Origin of the sequence: Chryseomicrobium imtechense, from assembly GCF_041475995.1 — a bacterium.
Classification (GTDB): domain Bacteria; phylum Bacillota; class Bacilli; order Bacillales_A; family Planococcaceae; genus Chryseomicrobium; species Chryseomicrobium aureum.
In genome coordinates, this window is the sequence record NZ_JBGOBM010000005.1 from 1 (window position 1) to 17,731 (window position 17,731).

Annotated in this window: 17 protein-coding genes; 7 read left to right on the forward strand and 10 right to left on the reverse strand. The window is 39.8% G+C overall.

The features are described 5' to 3' along the window. Nucleotides 1–79 precede the first annotated feature (79 nt). Nucleotides 80–232, reverse strand: a complete 153-nt coding sequence (locus AB5N96_RS06170; RefSeq protein ID WP_499704956.1) for a hypothetical protein — start codon at nt 230–232, stop codon at nt 80–82. A 15-nt stretch (nt 233–247) separates the two neighbouring features. Next, nucleotides 248–1,465, reverse strand: a complete 1,218-nt coding sequence (locus AB5N96_RS06175) for a helix-turn-helix domain-containing protein (protein ID WP_499704957.1) — start codon at nt 1,463–1,465, stop codon at nt 248–250. Nucleotides 1,466–1,916: 451 nt separating this feature from the next. Here AB5N96_RS06175 and AB5N96_RS06180 point away from each other — a divergent pair, with 451 nt between their 5' ends. Further along, entirely contained in the window at nt 1,917–3,233 is a 1,317-nt protein-coding gene (locus tag AB5N96_RS06180; RefSeq protein ID WP_499705090.1) for a S8 family peptidase, read from the forward strand. A gap of 38 nt (nt 3,234–3,271) precedes the next feature. On the opposite strand, the gene AB5N96_RS06185 is transcribed toward AB5N96_RS06180, so the two are convergent. Next, complete coding sequence (locus tag AB5N96_RS06185) at nt 3,272–3,745, reverse strand: competence protein ComK (protein ID WP_204590534.1); 474 nt, start codon at nt 3,743–3,745, stop codon at nt 3,272–3,274. Between the two features lie 247 nt (nt 3,746–3,992). Here AB5N96_RS06185 and AB5N96_RS06190 point away from each other — a divergent pair, with 247 nt between their 5' ends. Beyond that, nucleotides 3,993–4,454: a sigma-70 family RNA polymerase sigma factor gene (locus tag AB5N96_RS06190; protein WP_499704958.1), complete on the forward strand. Its 462-nt coding sequence runs from the start codon at nt 3,993–3,995 to the stop codon at nt 4,452–4,454. Between the two features lie 64 nt (nt 4,455–4,518). On the opposite strand, the gene AB5N96_RS06195 is transcribed toward AB5N96_RS06190, so the two are convergent. The 3 genes from AB5N96_RS06195 to pcp all read right to left on the reverse strand — a co-directional run bounded on the left by AB5N96_RS06195 (nt 4,519) and on the right by pcp (nt 7,239). Then, entirely contained in the window at nt 4,519–4,830 is a 312-nt protein-coding gene (locus AB5N96_RS06195; protein WP_392454341.1) for a hypothetical protein, read from the reverse strand. A gap of 85 nt (nt 4,831–4,915) precedes the next feature. Continuing rightward, complete coding sequence (locus AB5N96_RS06200) at nt 4,916–6,619, reverse strand: phospho-sugar mutase (RefSeq protein ID WP_499704959.1); 1,704 nt, start codon at nt 6,617–6,619, stop codon at nt 4,916–4,918. 11 nt (nt 6,620–6,630) lie between these two features. After that, nucleotides 6,631–7,239, reverse strand: a complete 609-nt coding sequence (pcp, locus tag AB5N96_RS06205) for a pyroglutamyl-peptidase I (protein WP_499704960.1) — start codon at nt 7,237–7,239, stop codon at nt 6,631–6,633. A gap of 108 nt (nt 7,240–7,347) precedes the next feature. Here pcp and AB5N96_RS06210 point away from each other — a divergent pair, with 108 nt between their 5' ends. Together AB5N96_RS06210 and AB5N96_RS06215 are read left to right on the forward strand one after the other, a co-directional pair. Beyond that, nucleotides 7,348–8,520, forward strand: a complete 1,173-nt coding sequence (locus AB5N96_RS06210; protein WP_499704961.1) for a DUF2157 domain-containing protein — start codon at nt 7,348–7,350, stop codon at nt 8,518–8,520. After that, nucleotides 8,517–8,975: a GDYXXLXY domain-containing protein gene (locus AB5N96_RS06215; RefSeq protein WP_499704962.1), complete on the forward strand. Its 459-nt coding sequence runs from the start codon at nt 8,517–8,519 to the stop codon at nt 8,973–8,975. Before AB5N96_RS06210 ends, AB5N96_RS06215 begins: the two co-directional genes overlap by 4 nt. A 662-nt stretch (nt 8,976–9,637) precedes the next feature. On the opposite strand, the gene AB5N96_RS06220 is transcribed toward AB5N96_RS06215, so the two are convergent. Then, nucleotides 9,638–10,051, reverse strand: coding sequence for a pyridoxamine 5'-phosphate oxidase family protein (locus tag AB5N96_RS06220; RefSeq protein ID WP_499704963.1), 414 nt, complete (start codon nt 10,049–10,051; stop codon nt 9,638–9,640). A 66-nt stretch (nt 10,052–10,117) separates the two neighbouring features. Then, nucleotides 10,118–10,648 carry a CAP domain-containing protein gene (locus tag AB5N96_RS06225; RefSeq protein WP_499704964.1) on the reverse strand — a complete coding sequence of 177 codons (531 nt, stop codon included), beginning with the start codon at nt 10,646–10,648 and terminating at the stop codon, nt 10,118–10,120. 121 nt (nt 10,649–10,769) lie between these two features. Here AB5N96_RS06225 and AB5N96_RS06230 point away from each other — a divergent pair, with 121 nt between their 5' ends. Next, nucleotides 10,770–11,330, forward strand: coding sequence for a biotin transporter BioY (locus AB5N96_RS06230; protein ID WP_499704965.1), 561 nt, complete (start codon nt 10,770–10,772; stop codon nt 11,328–11,330). Here the strand turns inward: AB5N96_RS06230 and AB5N96_RS06235 are convergent. Next, on the reverse strand, nt 11,327–11,782 hold the full coding sequence (locus AB5N96_RS06235) for a VanZ family protein (RefSeq protein ID WP_499704966.1): 456 nt from the start codon (nt 11,780–11,782) through the stop codon (nt 11,327–11,329). The genes AB5N96_RS06230 and AB5N96_RS06235 overlap by 4 nt on opposite strands. A gap of 8 nt (nt 11,783–11,790) precedes the next feature. After that, nucleotides 11,791–12,219, reverse strand: coding sequence for a hypothetical protein (locus AB5N96_RS06240; RefSeq protein WP_204590545.1), 429 nt, complete (start codon nt 12,217–12,219; stop codon nt 11,791–11,793). A 117-nt stretch (nt 12,220–12,336) separates the two neighbouring features. Between AB5N96_RS06240 and AB5N96_RS06245 the strand changes: the two genes are divergently transcribed. Together AB5N96_RS06245 and AB5N96_RS06250 are read left to right on the forward strand one after the other, a co-directional pair. Then, nucleotides 12,337–13,641, forward strand: a complete 1,305-nt coding sequence (locus AB5N96_RS06245; protein ID WP_499704967.1) for a diguanylate cyclase domain-containing protein — start codon at nt 12,337–12,339, stop codon at nt 13,639–13,641. Between the two features lie 274 nt (nt 13,642–13,915). Next, a complete protein-coding gene (locus tag AB5N96_RS06250; protein ID WP_338032459.1) occupies nt 13,916–17,698 on the forward strand; it encodes a S8 family serine peptidase in 3,783 nt (1,260 codons plus the stop codon). Nucleotides 17,699–17,731 lie beyond the last annotated feature (33 nt).

Sequence of the window (17,731 nt, forward strand, 5' to 3'; positions counted from 1 at the left end):
ACACAAAAAGCGCGCACCGCAGAATTTTCTGCAGTGCGCGCTTTTTCAATTAGAGTCTAGGTTTTGTCCCAGCCTCTACTCAACCTATTGGTGGCAAGATTGGAATTGTTGGTGGTTTCGATGGTCCAAATGGAGACAAAAAGTCTGGACCAGCAAGTACATTTACATCTGCCGATAAAGAAAAAGCCAAAGCAAATACTAAAATCGCTCCAAATAATATACCTTTTTTCATAATTAATCTCTCCTCTTAGTTTAAAAGTTCCAAAGCTTTATCATATTGCCCTCTATCTTTATAATATTCTGATAGTAAATGTGCAAAATGTCGGTGTGACTCTTTAAGTTCTAAATGCCTTTTGGTGTAAGGAAGTATTTTATGCTCTAAGAAATTCATAGCATCTGCCTCTTGATTATTAATATACATGGAATAAAACTTTGAAAACAATTGATAATGTAAAATTTTCGATCTAGATGCAATAGAATACAACTCTTTAAAATTCGCTTCACTATTTTCTTTATCATTTAATTGATTTTCAGAAATAGCTTTATTATACAAACAAAGCATATAGAGCTCACTTTCTTCTGGTAAAAGGTCCATTGCTTTGTCAAAGTATAAACAAGATTTTTCATGATTGTCCATCGTATAATATAAATCGCCCATATTATGATAAATTCTTGGTAATAGGTTACTCATCTTCAAGATTCTTGTATTTCTTATTAAATGCTTATAACTTTCTTCAGCTTCATTAAACATATTGGCCCTAGAATAATTGATTGCTAAAAGCATCTGAGTATTTACTATACGAACAAAATTAAAATCCTCTTTAAACTGTTGCAAAGCATTTTTACCATAATAAATTGAAGCGCCATACTCACTCAGAGAAGATTTAACTAAGGAAAAATTATAACTAAGTTCTCCTAAATGCTCACTAGAAATGAAACTTTTTTCAATCAACTCACTTAACTGTTTATCTGCTTCTTCCATATTCCCCCTTAACATTAAAACTAATGCACTAATATAATTGTGTAAATACATTTCTTGTTGGGAAAAGTTTGACTTATGAGCATTTAACCATTTAAGTTGATTTTCAACTTTTTCTATAGAGTTAAGCAGTAGATAAAAACGAGTTTTAAATAATTCGTATAAATATAAGTACTCTGTAAATGGAATTAATTCCTCTTTCAATTGTAAATTTGAAAAAGTAATTTTTGCTTCTTCCACCTCAAGATAATACATCTGATCTGTAAACTGCTTCAACAGCTCTTTAATCTCCACTTCTAACTTCTCAACATCCTGCAAGTCTATACTTAGGCGCTCTAAGAGTAAGCGGATTGTCTCTTCGTTGGCTTCTTTGCTGTTGTTCTCAATCTTACTCAAATGAGGAACGGAACAAATCCCATCTGCAAGGGTTTGTTGCGTAAGACCTTGCTTTGTACGATGGAACTTAATTAAGGATCCTATCTTCATTTTTCCTCGACCTCCCCTCGGCTCTTCTTCATTTTAGAACAAATTTTCGGAATTTACAAAACAAATAATGGAATGTATAGACAGGGAAATAGTAGAAAATGTTGGGAAAAGAGAACAAATATTCGCCCTAAAGTTTTCCCAATAAACAAAATATTCTGCCCATGCTATAGTCATATCAGCACCACACCCAGCTCTTTGCAAAGAAGATCGGGAACAGCTTGTGCGAAATCGTGAAGTAGAATGCTTAGCGCTATCATTCCACTGAATCGCTCGCACGAAACCTTTTGAACGTATCCCTTGGTACTGAGTCTACTAATGAAGGGGTGAGTGGTTGGACACTCGCTCGTTAAAAGTAGCGAACATGCAGAATCAAAGCGATACCAAAAAAGGGAGTCCTACATAATGAGGACGAAAAAATCAGACAATGGTGGAGGAGAAGAGACGTATGAAGATGAACAAAGCAAAAGCAATCGTGATGAGTGGATTACTGGCATTATCTATGGCTGGCTCGATGACGAGTGTAGCAGCAGCTGAAGTAAACGTGAATGCAAATGGTGGCGAAAAGATTCGTGTTCTTATTGAAGCATCAGCTTCTAGTGGCGGCGGCGTATCAACAATGAGTCAATCGAAAGCACAATTGAATTCCGCTAAAGCAACTTACGGGAAACGTTGGGAGTTTGCTAATGGCAACTCATTCTCTACTGAGATGACGGAAAAACAATTTGCTGCATTGCAAAAGAACAAGAACCTTAAAGTGACGAAAGTTGATCAAGTGACTGTAGCAGCTGACTTGCGCGCAGCAAAAAAGCCAGGTACTGTTCAGACAACAGCGCAAACACCTACACAACAAGTTCCTTGGGGAATCAAGTCCATCTACAATAATAATAACTTGGCCTCTACAAGCGGTGGCGGTGGCATTAACATCGCAGTTCTTGATACAGGTGTAAATGTTAACCACATCGACCTTGTGAACACTGTGGAGCAATGTAAAGATTTCACGACGGCAGCTGGTTTAACGAATGGTCAATGTAACGATGCTAATGGACACGGTACGCACGTTGCAGGTTCTGCATTAGCAGACGGCGGTAGTGACAAACTTGGACTTTACGGAGTTGCTCCAGATTCAGACCTATGGGCATACAAAGTATTAGGTGATAATGGTTCAGGATACTCAGATGACATCGCAGCAGCAATTCGCCATGCAGCGGATCAAGCAACAGCTACTCGTACAAAAACTGTTATCAACATGTCTTTAGGTTCTTCTGCTAACAACAGCTTAATCTCGAGTGCAGTAGACTATGCATATGGAAAGGGTGTTCTAGTAGTTGCAGCAGCTGGGAACTCTGGTCCGGCACAAGGTTCAATCGGTTACCCAGGCGCACTTCGCAATGCAATCGCTGTTGCAGCTCTTGAAAACCGTCTAGAAAATGGAACTCTTCGCGTAGCAGACTTCTCTTCTCGTGGGTTCACAGCAACAGATGGGGACTATGTAATTGGTGTTGGTGATGTTGAAATCTCTGCTCCAGGTGCAGCAATCTACTCTACCTGGAACAATGGTGGCTACAACACTATCAGTGGTACATCTATGGCGTCTCCTCACGTGGCAGGTCTAGCAGCAAAAGTTTGGGCACAAAACCCAACTTGGACGGCAGCTACATTACGTACAAACTTACAAAACCGTGCAAGAGCAAATGATATCTTAGGTGGCCGTGGTGCTGCAGTCGGCGATGACTATGCATCAGGTTTCGGATACGCTCGCGTTCAATAATAATCTACATGTAAAAACCCCGTCCTCAGACGGGGTTTTTAGTATGTATGAAGTGTATAAAAGCCAACAACACTGAAATTTCGACTCCTCTGTTTCTCTAACATGGCTACTGAAGCTTTAACGCAGATTTTTTCTCCATTTAGAAACTCCACTTGAGTTTTCGATTCCGTTAGTTTTGTGAAGGTCATGAAGTGATTGAATAACCATACACAATCCAGATGATTCGGAGAGCACGTTGGGAATGCCGCCACACCTGGTGTTGCTATTAAAACCGGTACTTTCTTCGTATAACGCCGATTACTTAAAGCGCGCGTCGCTTCTTCCCTTCCTTTGTAAGACGCTCCATTGCGAATACATAATTCTTCTAACACTTGAAATGCTGTTAGTTCTGAATAGTGCACACCGTCTTTGGTGAAAATAATTGATTTGAAAGGGTGTATATACCATCCTGCCACAGCATAGATCGATCGACTATCCACTCCAGATAATCTCCACTGTTCACCTATCTTCATTTACTTCTCCTTCTTAAGTCCGACTAATTTCAGTATAGCGTTCCATTTTTAGCCAGTAAATACTTTTATCTGAATTTTCCTCATTTTATGAAAGTTTCGTTTTGCAAATTTGTAGTTTTGTAGTGTAAACGACTACGTTTGCTATCCCAAACGTTCACTTGCTCTGTTCGCACGTACGAGAGGAACTCTGTAAAGTAAGACTCACCTAGGAAAACCCTACTTGTACAAGTACTAAAGGACAAAAAACATGCCCTCTTTTGAAGAAATTGCTGAAGCCTACCAACCGATGATTAGTTCGATCTTACGTAAAACGTTCATCTATAAAGATCATGAAACCTTTCGTCAAGTCGCTATGATTGCACTTTGGAAAGCATCAATGAACTATGAAGAGTCAAAAGGATCGTTTGCAGGGTACGCTTATCGCTGCATGTATGGAAGTGTGCTCGATGAGTTAAAAAAATCATTTAAGGATGTTCCAATGGAAGACTCTTACTTTATTTCTATAGAGGTAGAAGCGGTTTCGGAACAGATAAAATTAGTAATCAATAGTTTACCACTCCCTTATCAACAAGTGCTCTACTTAAGTTATTTTCACGGTTTGACAGCCGAAGAAATAGCAACTGCAATCGGTCTATCTACTGCTGGCGTAAAAAAGAGAAAGAAAAAGGCTTTGGCTCAATTACGGGAATTGTATTTCAATCACTCTTAGACTCTAATCGAGACGATAAAAAATCACAGTCACCTTTATTGTAGGAGACTGTGATTTGGGGGTCTTATTTAAATTGGAGGACCATGATACCACGACGTAGTAGAACATAGCCTTCTTTTTCAAGCTGCTTCAAAATTTGAGAAGCGAAGTAGAGAGTCAATCCCGCACGCTCTGCAATTTCACTTTTTGAGGCTTCAACCACGCGTTCTTGATTCATCAATTCAAAAACGGCTTGAACGACTGCGTGGACTCGGTTTGGTGCATGGCTTGAAAAAACCATAGATTCTTCCTTTAAAGTTTCGAGAAAACGTTTCTTTAGTCCAGATACATATAACTGATCCATCGGTCGTGTTGCAAGAATACTTGTACTGTTCATGTTGATTCCTCCTCAGCTCTATTCTTCTGTAACTAAGTATAGCAACCGAGTTTTTAAAAAGATAGGACTTGGGGGTTGGGAAAGTTTACGAATTTAATTTCATTTCCATCCAACTATTGACCCAAGAAGCTACTTCATTTAGTCTAGTAGTTGCTTCTTCTATTGTCGATTTGTGTACGCCAAAGTAGTACTTTATCTTTGGTTCAGTACCACTAGGGCGTAAACAAACCCAAGTTCCATCAGATAAAACAAATTTTAGGACATTTGCTTTTGGAAGACTTAAAGCTTTCTCTATTGTGCGGGACTTTTGAACTTGGGAAAGATAATCTTCAATATAGACAACTTCGCTGTTTGCTAACTCAAAAGGGGCTTCCTGGCGAACCATTTCAAGAGCTTTACTGATTTTATCAGCACCTGTTGCCCCTTTTACTGTGACCGAAATCAATTTTTCTTTAAATACGCCATAGGTTTCATATAACTCTTCCAAGCCGTCTAGCAGTGTCATTCCGCGTTCTAAATAATAGTTCGCCATTTCCGTTAAAACAAACACTAATTGGATCGCATCTTTATCACGCGCAAAATCTTTGGCAAGGTAACCATAGCTTTCTTCGTATCCGAATAAAAATTCGTAAGATGGGTCATGTTCGTTCTCCCGAATCTTCTCTCCAATAAACTTGAACCCAGTTAAAACATCTTCTACAGTCATGCCAAAACTCTCACCGATGGCACGTCCCATTTCCGAAGTTACAATTGTTTTGTAGATATAACCATGTTCGGGTAGAGTCCCGGCTTTTTGGTGTTGGGAAAGAATGAAGTGTAGTGCCAGTGCTCCGGTCTCATTTCCATTCAATAATTTATAGGATCCTTGATGCCAAACTGCAAGTCCTACTCGGTCACCATCTGGATCGACAGCGATTAGAAGGTCCGATTGGTGGTGCTTTCCGTAGTGAATCGCAAGTTCAAATGCACTTTCATCTTCTGGATTTGCGGATGTTAACGTAGGGAATTCTCCGTCCGGCTTCATCTGCTCCTCTACATAGGCAAAGTTGGATACCTGTAGGTTGTCTACAATTTTTCGTACAGTAGTTCCTGAAGCCCCGTGAAGAGGTGTAAATAGTGTGCGCAATGAAGTTGACTGAAGCTTTTCTTTATTGAATAGCACGGTTTCAACTTTTGAACAATACCGTGTATCTAGCTCGTCGCCAATCTTCGTTACATTCTTATTTGCATAAGTAGGGGCATCCAAACTTTCTGGTGCACCAATTTGCTGTATAGATGCTACAACTTTTTCTGCATCTTCAAGATTTAACTGTGCCCCGTCTGGCCCGTAGATCTTCAAACCATTATATTCAGGTGGGTTGTGACTTGCTGTAATCATCATTCCCATCGAGCACCCTAATTCACGTACAGAGAAAGACAGTTGAGGCGTTGTTCTCGGCTCAGCGTACAAATAGACTTCAATCTTACAGTCACTTAGTACAGCCGCAACCTCTGCTGCAAATTCAGGAGATTTTCTTCGATTGTCATAGGCAATCACAAATCCTTTTTCGCTCTCTTCTGGAGCAAGCGACTGAATATAAGCAGCGATTCCGTGAGCAACACGGCGAACGGTTAAGATATTCAACCGATTCGTCCCTGCACCAATCACTCCCCGCATCCCTCCTGTTCCAAATTCTAATTCTTGATAAAATGCATCGAATTTTTGTTCGTCGGACATTCCGAGTAGTTCTAAGCGTAACTCCTCATCTAATGCCTCCGACTCAAGCCAGCGATTATATAGTTCGTTCATTGGTAGTCCTCCTAGTTTTCTGTAGCAACTTGCAAACAAATGCGGATAGAAGATACTAGGTCATTATGGGACCAACTTGGTACTCTTCCATGCTCAATTGCTAATTCGTGTGAAGCTGGAATGTGGATAAATCCAGATTGCATTGTGGGTGCTTGCTGCTCTGCGTAACGACGTCCTGCATACATGATGTTGTTGCACAAATAGGTACCTGCAGTATTTGAAATCTCTGCTGGGTATCCAGCTGCCGTTAGGGCTTGAATCATTTGACGAATGGGAAGTGTTGAGAAGAATGCTTCTTGTCCGTTCGGGTCAATAGGTTCGTCTTGGGGCGCGTGCCCTTCGTTGTCGGCATCTCCATCTTTACTATTGATGGCAACGCGCTCTGGAGTTATTTTCGTTCGGCCTCCCGCAAGTCCTAGAGAGATATGTATATCTGGTTTCAATTCATTTAAAAGTTCAATCAGTACGTCTTCGGACCGATTGAAATCTACAGGAAGTATACGCCCACAAATTTTGTAGCCATTTATCTCCTCTCCTTGTAACTCTTCTACTATCTTCATCGTCGGATTAAGTGAGAAAGATAAAAATGGCTCGAAGCCTGTTAATAATAGTGTTTTCACCTGTTTTCCCCCTCGTTTATGTCTTCTACAGTATACCTCAAAATAAGGTATATTTTGATAGGCAAAAGTGAAAAAGTAGGAGTATACTTCAAGTAGGAGGTGGAGAAAATGCACGATTGGCAAAAGAAATTGTCGGAGTGGCAGCAGGCAGGCATACTGGATCAAGCGGCTGTAAATGCAATTCTTCAATACGAAGAAAAACAACCGGTCAAACGCAAGATCCCTTTATTACTTTCTATTGGTCTCATCTTTCTAACGCTTGCGGTCTTTAGCTTTATAGCAGCAAACTGGAGTGTTATTCCAGACATTTTAAAAACCGTTACAATTCTTCTCTTCATGTGGATTGCGTATGTACTGGCTTACTTTTCTGAAAAGAAGCAGATTGGTCAGCCTTTGATTTTCTATTTAACAGGGTACGCATTCTTTATTGCAGCCGTTTTAGTGACTCTTCAAACATTTCATTTATCTACTTCAAATTCCATTCTACCTTGGCTAGCCTATATAGCAGCTTTAGCTCATCTCTATTTAGTGAAGCATCCATTGTTTTCTGTCGCTAGTTTTATAGCGGGGACACTACTCTTATTCTCGTTCATGCCTGATGTAGGCTGGGTTGAATGGATTGTATTCATTGCCATCACTGCAACGCATTTCTATGTGACGAATCGACCAGAAGCCATTGCGTTTAGTTATCTTCATTTGTTTGGAGCAGGTCTCGTCCTTTGGATACTCGTTGAGTATGAGAGTGCACTTTGGCCGCTTTGGACACTTTTTGTATTAGCTGCGCTAGTTTTTGTTCTACCAGACAAAAAACTAGTTATCCGCCCATTGATTCAAGTCATTGCAGCGATTACTGGAATTGGATATCTCATTGCGAGAGCTGAAACTGATTTTTCATTGGTCGATTTGAGTTGGTTAGAATCCAGTTCTCTAGCAGTAGTTGCCCTTCTATTTGGATTCTTCGCATGGCAGAAGGACCGACAAATTGTCTGGGTAGCAGCACTTGGCGTGATTGGATTACTTCTCTTTGATGAGACGGCAATCGGCTTAACGATTTTGGCCGAACTACTTGGTTTTGGCTATTTATTCTTCGCACAGCGCGAGGGCCGATCGTTAAAAAGCGGATTCTTGTTCTTTATTTTGATCCAATTTGTGATTTACTTCATTTATGCATGGCAACGACTTGATATGGCATTGTTCTTCTTACTGGGCGCGATTTTATTGTTTGTTCTTGCAGGAATCGGCTGGTGGTTGAACCGCCGGAAAGAAGGTGCTGCACAATGAAAAAGTTCAGTTTACCACTTATTCAAACACTTGCAGTAGGCGCTATTCTACTCAGCTATTATGCAACGACTTGGTTTGGCGATGAGTTTGTATTACGCGCTGAACCGTATGACCCTTGGGATCCGTTCTATGGAGAATATGTTCTTCTTCAATATCCGGACATAAATGATGCAGTTCGGGATGCAGGCTTTCAAGATGGAGATCAAGTTCACTTTTCATTGACTGAAGGAGAAGATGGGTATGCTACGATAGATCGAATAGAGGCAGAGAATTTCTTCGGAGCGCTTGATGGCACCTATTGGGGGAATAGGGTGTCCGTAGAGAATTTGGAACAGTTTTATGTAGAACAGGGACAAGGTCTGGTGCTAGAAGAGGCTGTTGATTTGAAAGCCACTATTTATGTCAGTCCGTGGGGAACTATTCGTCCGGTGGATCTAGAACCGCGGGAGGAGTAGCTTTAGATGTGAAACTGACTGATTGCAAACCAGAATGTACTTTAAATAGCCTGATTCATCTTCCGATGATTGCTTTCAAGAACAAATTAAGAACGAAAAGGACTGGGGCCGCTCAATTCGAGCGGCCCCAGCGCGATTCTTCTTAGTTTCCCCTTACACAATCTTCTCCAGCTGAATCCGTCTAATTGAAGTGCTTTCTTGCAGGAAGTCGTTCCTTCCATATTTCGCTGAGTCGGCTCCGCCTCTAGCTGTTTACAAAACTAGACTATCTTGCTCTTACTAACTTAGTATCAAACGAGCTGTGCTAATGCAAGGCTCGATTCAGCATCTTAACAAACATAGTTGAGGACAGCGAGTACTATGAAAACTATTCGAGTTTCGATAAAAGCTTTAAAATCAAACTGAGCATGTGTTCATTAGGCAACATTCTTGATGTGATTAAAGTTGGGTGGAGTGGAGGGGCTGACTCCGAAGGGATCAAAAGCGGAACGTGAGACCCCACAGGCGTGATCTTGGGCCGAGGAGGCTCACGACGCGCCCTCGGAAAGCAGTCCCGCAATGGAACTCAACTGCTTAAAACGCACATAAAAGTGACAAGTAATAGACAAAAAATACCACAAGCGCTAAGCTCATGGTATTGATTATGAAAAACAAGTAAATTTTTAAAGCGAAAGGTCTTGCGGCTTTTCGCCTTTTTTATTCATTAAACGTGCAGACTCAGGAGTTACCTTCAAAATCACGAGATTTGGATCATTCGGTCCGTCAAACCAAGCTTTCATCCGGTCATTCCAAATTTTCTCTTTCAAACTATCATCTTCAGATATCGAAACGCGCCCTAAAATCTCCAAATACGCATCTCCAAAACCTTCCCCATCATAACCGATTAAAATATGTGTATAAGGATTAGATTCAAGCTCATCTACTTTTTCAGAACCTTTACTTGTAGGTGTATACAATGTAAATTCTTCATTAAAAAAAGTCATATAGCGACTATGTGGCTTTCCTTCACTAACCGTTGCCATTGTGCCTAAGCGACTTTCCTCTAAAATTCGTAATGCCGTTTGTTTTGCCTCCATCATCCAACACTCCCTTTACTCGAATTGGTAAAAGTATTCCCTTCTCTAAAGGAAATAAACGCCCGGTTAGTAGGCGGTAAACATCTGCACCCAATAGGTTCCGTAGTCTCCGCCGCCTTCTGTAAATCCAAACCCGATATGAGTGAATAAAGGACTGACGATGTTTTCATAATGGCCTGGACTGTTCATCCATCCTTCATGTACTTCCTCTACTGAACGTTGCCCCGCCGCAATGTTTTCCCCAGACGCACGCCACTTAATTCCGAATTGGGTCAACATATCGCTAGGTCCGCCATACGTGGGCGATACATGATCAAAATAATTCGAGGTAAGCAAATCCTGTGCTTTAAGCTGCGCCACTTTTGCTACACTCGGATCATAGAGTAGAGGCTCCACACCAACTTCTGCTCGTGCTACGTTTACTTTATCAAGCAGCGATTGTTCGTACGTGGAAAGATCGACAGGCTCCACACTTGATGGGAGAACAATTTTCACCTTTTCGGTTTCGGACAAATCAAATTCAAGAGGAATTACGACACACCCTGCCAAAAAGAGAACTAGTATTGTATACAAGACACTACTTGCAAATGGTCTCATCTTCTTCCCCCTAACTTTTAAAAACTTACTTGACTCCAGCGTAAAATCTCAGTACTCTTAATATGTGTTAACCGAAATAAATAATAGGTTAACTCATTTTACATAAAGGTGGATGAGCAACATGAGAAATGAACAGTTAAAGATGATGATTGTTAGTGCATTATTTGCAGCAATCATTGCGGTATTCGCACAGATTTCAATTCCGCTTCCGTTCTCACCTGTCCCAATTACAGGCCAGACGTTAGCAATTGGACTAGCAGCCACAATCTTAGGAAGCCGCTACGGAACTTTATCCGTAGGAATCTATTTATTGCTTGGAGCAGTCGGTGCGCCGGTATTCGCAGGGATGAGTGGCGGCTTAGGTTCTCTTGTAGGTCCAACTGGTGGCTATTTAGTTGGATTTTTACCAACAGCATTTATAATTGGCTGGTATCTTGAGAAAACAAGTTTTTCCGTAAAACAAGCAATCATTGCCAACCTAATTGGGATGATTGTCACGTTAGCCTTCGGAACAGCATGGCTCAAGGTTGCTGCAGATTTAACTTGGACAGCAGCCATTGCAGGTGGGGTTACACCATTTATTCCATTAGGGATTGTAAAAGCGGTGCTTGCAGCAATGGGAGGTATTGCTGTTCGTAAACGTTTAGAAAGCGCTCGATTGCTTTCGATTCAAACAAATTAATGCTTTATTCGGTCCGGAGATTTGAATTTCCGGACCAATTTATTTGCTGAATACAGCAGTAGCATAGCTGTAGCGGCTCCTAAGCTATCGATTGCTACGTCCTTCGCTTGTCCTCCTCGTCCATCTACAAATAGCTGATGAAACTCATCCGTTACTGCATAAAGAGTAGCAAATCCCCATGCGTACAAATATCTTTTTTTAGAACGATCAAGTGCTAGCCATAAAATAAGAGCGAGTCCAAAGTATGCTACAAAGTGTGTTGACTTTCGAAGCAGATAATTAATTGTTTCCATAGAATACGAATCTTGTCGTGTTAGACTTTGAATTGTTTCTATAATCATTTGTGTAATGCCCGTACTTAACTCATTTGATACATCAGCTGGTTGATGGGAAAAATAAAAAATACCACTCATATAAATTACTACGATAGACCACCAAAACTTTTTTGACACAATGTTCCTCATTTCTTCTGTTGCTTTTCCTTTACTTTCTTTTCTCTCTTCGCATCAAGGTATTTGATGAAATTTAGATAACTAAATAAAAAGGCTAAAAATACAGTTACGTTTCTTGCTGTTTCACCTGCCGACATTAAAACATCTAGTCGATCAAGTTCTTCATTACTCTTTCCATTGTATCCCATCTCAACAATCGTATACAAAACAATCGCACTTAGAAAAACACTGACGCCACCAGCAAGAACACTGATTAAAATAGACAACATGCCCTCTGGTAATTTAGGTAATACTTTCTTCGTTGTAAAATAACCTACTGCCACGAGCGAGATTGGTACTGTGAAAAAAATAAATAAGAAAGGAATAGTCACGGAAACAGCTGCAAGTAATAAGAGAACTACTAGTAGAGAAATCTTTGTACGCTTAGAAATTTTCACAAAATCTATCCTATCTAATTAGTATTTTGAATCACTCTTATTATACTTATCAAAAAGTTACATTCCTAGTTTCTTTCTATGGCATAATAGACTTTAACTAGAGTCGGAGGTGAGGCAGTGCGAATCCATCGAATTTTCCATGAGCTTGAGTCTGATTTTTTATCGCTCATGACCCAAGCATTTGATCAAATAGATGACTTATTGTTTGTGATGCGGTTCACTGGCAAAGACTATGAATACATTTATGCAAATAGAGCGGCTAAAGATACAGTGAATTTGCCTGATTTGTCTAACCCGGTCTACTTACATGATGTTGTTTCTGAAAGTGCTTACAAACGCCTGTTTTCTTATTATGAAGAAGCAAGGATCACTCAAGAGAAAGTCCTTTTCACTGCACCTATCGAACATAGGGGACAACAAATCATTGGTGAGAGCTTGCTTACTCCTGTGTATATGAAAGAGCACAACCTTCACTTTATTCTTGCAATTGTACGTGACATCACAAGCCATGAGCAAGCATTGCAGAATTTAAAATTAGCCCAAAAAGAACTAGAAGAAGAAAGACTGCGATTGGAATCGTTGATCGAATACAATAATGAAGCGATCTTCCAAGTAGATGATAATGGAAAAATCGTGAAATGTAATCCTGAAGCAAAACGCTTTTTAAAGGGAACATCAGATGAAATACAATCCACTTACCTATCTGACTGGTTTACAACAAACTTTTTTTCAGAATGGTTCACTACTGTTCCAAAACCTATGAAAAATTCACAACATGAGCTCTGGATTACACTACGGAATCAAATCGAGCGGCACTACATCAAAGTGAAATTTATACCTATTCTTATTGCAACCACTCGCCAAGGCTGGTATGTGTTAGTGCGTGACGCAACAGTTGAAACAACTATTCAAGATGAGTTGCAACGAATGGCGTTTATCGATCATCTTTCCGGCCTCCCGAATCGTCGCGCTTTTGATGACCGTCTTGACTATTTACTTGAACAAGCAGGCCAAACCGGAGACTATGTTGCCGTGTTCTTATTAGATGGATACAAATTCAAGCGCATCAATGATGAATTTGGCCATGACACGGGAGATGCTGTTATTCGTGAAACCGCACATCGACTGGAACAAGTTGTTCGAGATCAGGATATGGTAGCACGCTTCGGAGGCGACGAATTTGCGATTATTGTGCCCCATATAAAAGAGTTAGATATAATCAATAATTTGGCTTCTCGCATTCTCTCTCAATTTGAGCAGCCCTTCTATTACCGAGGAAAAGAAATTTCAATAAGAGTAGGAATTGGCTGCTCCCACTTTCCAGGGACCGCTAAAAATAAAAATCAACTTTTAAACGAAGCCGATTATGCACTTTATGAAATCAAAGAAGGTCCAGGGATTGGATTCAGGCTCTACAAGTAAGAATGAATAACGTATAAAACTTGGCTAAATGCCAAGTTTTTTAATTCTCTTATAAATTACATCTCCACCTTTCGAATCAAGATAAATAAAAAACTGTTTAATTTCGTTATACTTTCTTCGCAGGTGATTTTTTGTCAATAAGCTATCTGAATTAAGATTGAAAAATTTAATTTATTCTTAATATTTGTAACACTTATGTAACGATAAATTATAGTTAGTTTATGGTAAATTTTTAATTGTTACGCAATTCAAACTACTAACAGGGGGAAATTTAGTGAATCAGAAAAAAACTATCGTTATCGCTATGGCTACAGCATTAGCATTAAGCACAGCTTCATTCGGAGCTCCTTCTTCACAAGCTTCCACTGAACTATCTAAACACATTTCAAGCTTTTCTCAACAAAAGCCTCAATTGCCTACAAATTTGCTTCTTCAAGTACCACAAGATGAAAATGAAGTTGTTCGAGTAATTGTAGAAATGGAGGAAGCTCCTGGAATTGAAGAGGCCACTAAATTAGGTAAACGATACAAAGACCTGTCGGAAACTGAACAAACTGCCATAGAAACTAAAATTAAAGGTAAACAAAATAAAGTTAAAGAAAATGCTAAGAAGAAAGTAAAAGGAATTCAGTTTAAACAAGAATTTACAACCGCTTTCAATGGCTTCTCTGCTGAAGTTACAGCTAAAGAATTAGAAAACTTAGCAGATGTTGAAGGTGTCAAAGCAGTTTATGAAGCCCTTGAATATACACGTCCTGTTGAAACGCCGGAAATGACAAGTTCTAAAGAGCTCGTTCAAGCACAGCTGGCATGGGAACAGTACAACTTTAAAGGTGAAGGTATGGTCATTGGTGTTATTGACTCAGGAATTGACCCTTCACATAGAGACTTTGTTCTCTCAGAAGATACGAATGAAGAATTAGAATCTAAGGAGATTTCAAAGTTAGTTCGCCAGGGAAAAATTGAAGCTGGAAAATACTTCAGTGATAAAATTCCATTTGGCTATAACTATATGGATGATAATACAGAAGTTCGCGACCTAGGCCCTGGAGCAAGTATGCATGGACAACATGTTTCTGGAACAGTCGGAGCAAATGGTGATGAATCCAATGGAGGAATTAAAGGCGTTGCACCAGAATCCCAGATTCTCGCTTTAAAAGTATTTGGTAACGACCCTGAATTTCCTTCAACATTCGGTGATATTTATGTAAAAGCAATTGATGATGCAATAAAGTTAGGTGCAGATGTAATAAATATGTCACTTGGATCTACTGCTGGATACCAAAATGGCGATAGTCCAGAGCAACAGGCAGTTTCTCGTGCTCAAAAGAACGGAATGATTGTATCGATTTCTGCTGGAAATTCGGACATGTTTGGTTCAGGAACTTGGTATCCTTCTACTGAAAACCAAGATTATGGACTAACTGGATCTCCTTCCGTTTCGAAAGATTCGTTCGGAGTAGCTTCGTTTGAGAATTCAGTTCTAGCTGCTAAAGGTTTTAGTTATCAGGTGAATGGTGCGGATGCTGGAGAGGCACTTTATTTATTGGCAAACGATGTAGAACCTAAAGCAGATACTGAGTTTGAATTAGTTGATGCAGGTTTCGGTTTACCTGAGGATTTCAATGGAAAAGACCTCTCAGGCAAATATGCACTTGTATCACGTGGTCAAATTTCATTTGTTGAAAAAGGTTTGAATGCACTGAACGCCGGAGCAGCAGGTGTAATTGTTTACAATAATGCTGCCGGTACAATTAACATGGCGTCAGACCCTTCTATCACAATTCCGTATATGTCTGCTCTACAAACAGATGGATTGGCGATGAAAAATGAACTGACTGCTGGTAATAAAGTATCTGTAACTTTTGATGGTAGAATCGTTAACACTGCTAACCCAGAAGCAGGTAAAATGAGTTCATTTACATCATGGGGGCCTACACCAAACTTAGACTTTAAACCAGAAATCACTGCTCCTGGTGGAAATATTTATTCTACATTAAATAACGATACGTATGGTTTAATGTCAGGTACTTCTATGGCTGCTCCTCATGTAGCAGGTGGTTCGGCCTTAGTATTAGAGAGAGTTGATCGCGAATTTAAAGCAAAAGGTGCAAAACGATCATTACTTGCTAAAAACTTGTTGATGAACACAGCAAAGCCTATCGAATTGACTCCAGGTGAATACGTTTCGCCTCGTCGCCAAGGTGCTGGGATTATGCAACTAGCGAATGCTTTAGAAACAGATGTGCTAGTAACTAATAAAGAAACAGGTGAAGCAAAGGTTGCTTTAAAAGAAATTGAAAATGGCAAATTTGAATTCACTTTGAATGTTGAAAACTTTGGAAAAACTGAAAAAACATATAACGTGGGATTACAGCTGCAATCTGATGCACCAGTAAACGTTGGCGGCGGTAAATTTGTAACTATTTCAAATGACTCTAGATACGGCTCTTATGTATTTACAGAAGGAACTGAAAACTCTGAAGAAGATTCTTACGAGTATAAAGCAAACTTCGAAAATTCAATTACACTAAAAGGAAAAGAGTCGAAGGAACTGAAATTTGTTGTTGACGCTTCCTACTCCCAATGGTTAAAAGATTACTTCACAAATGGCTATTTTATTGATGGATTTGTAACACTTACAGATGCAACCCCAACTGAAGAAGATGAAGTCCTACAGCCTCTTGTAGTTCCATTCTTCGGATTTAACGGGTCATGGGATGATGCACCTATCTTCGATAATGATTTATGGGAAGAAGAAGACACGTTCTGGGGCTTCCAAGGCCTTTATACGCCAACTGCGAATGGTTTATCACCTTTATTAGGTAAGTCATCAGCTGAGGATAGTGTAGATCCTAACTCATTTGCTTTCTCTCCAAATGGGGATGGGCGACAAGATACAGTACAGCCGATTTTGTCGTTAATGAGAAATGCAAAGGAATTCCAAGTAAATGTGGTGGACGCTACGGGTCAAGTAGTAAGAACGCTACGTAACGATTATGATTTAAGAAAGAATTACATCGCGTCAAATCCTTATGTATTTAATTCGGGATACTCGTGGGATGGCAAACTGAATGGAACTATTGCACAAGATGGTCAATACAAAATTCAGTTGAAAGCAAAAGTTGATTTCAAGGATGCTCAGTGGCAAGTTAAAGAATATAGTCTTTACTTGGATACAACATCTCCAGAATTATACACAGATTATGACGGTGATACGCAATTAGTAAATCTCGATATTCGAGAAGAAGGTTCTGGCTTTGATCGACTGGAAGTAGTGGTTGATGGTAAGGTGGCAAAAACAATCTATTCTACTATTGAAACAATTGATTTGAATGAATTTGAAGGTTCATCAGTACAACTAGTGGTTTGGGATGTTGCTGGTAATTCAAGTTCAAGTCAAATTGTTGGAGAATCAGTAGACAACAGTGATTCTACAACTCCATCCACACCGGTAGAACCAGATTCAACGCAAGATGAGACATGGAAATCTAGTTATGATGCACCGGTTGTATCAATTAAATCACCTGGTTTCTTCTCCGTAAGCAGTCAAAAAAATGTTGTGGTAACAGGTCAAGTAACAGACAACTCTAAAGTAGTGTCCGTCAAGGTAAACGGTCAAATTGCGAGTTTTGATGGTCTGAATTATTCAGCGCCTCTATCGTTTAAAGACGGTGTACATGTTCTACGGGTAGAAGCTTTAGATGATGAAGGTAATGAAACTTCTGTTCAACGACAAATTTTCGTTGACACGACTCCTGCTACAATTTCTACAAAAACGAAGAAGTTTGTAGCTGCTTCTAATGCAACAAGTTTCGAGTTACCAGTAACGGTCAAAGACAATTTTGATGAAATTCGTTTATATCTCAATGATAGTGAGATTTATTACAATGCTCAATCAGAGCCTTATGGCATGACTCCTTTCTCTCGTACTACAACTTTATCCGTTCCATTAACAGGTGCATCTACAACTGCAACCATTAAAGCAGTTGATTTGGCTGGGAACGAAACTGAGTTTAAGGTCACTATTGATAAATCTTCTAAAGGTAAGAAATAAACTCAATAAAAAAAGCCGCCAGCGCTGGCGGCT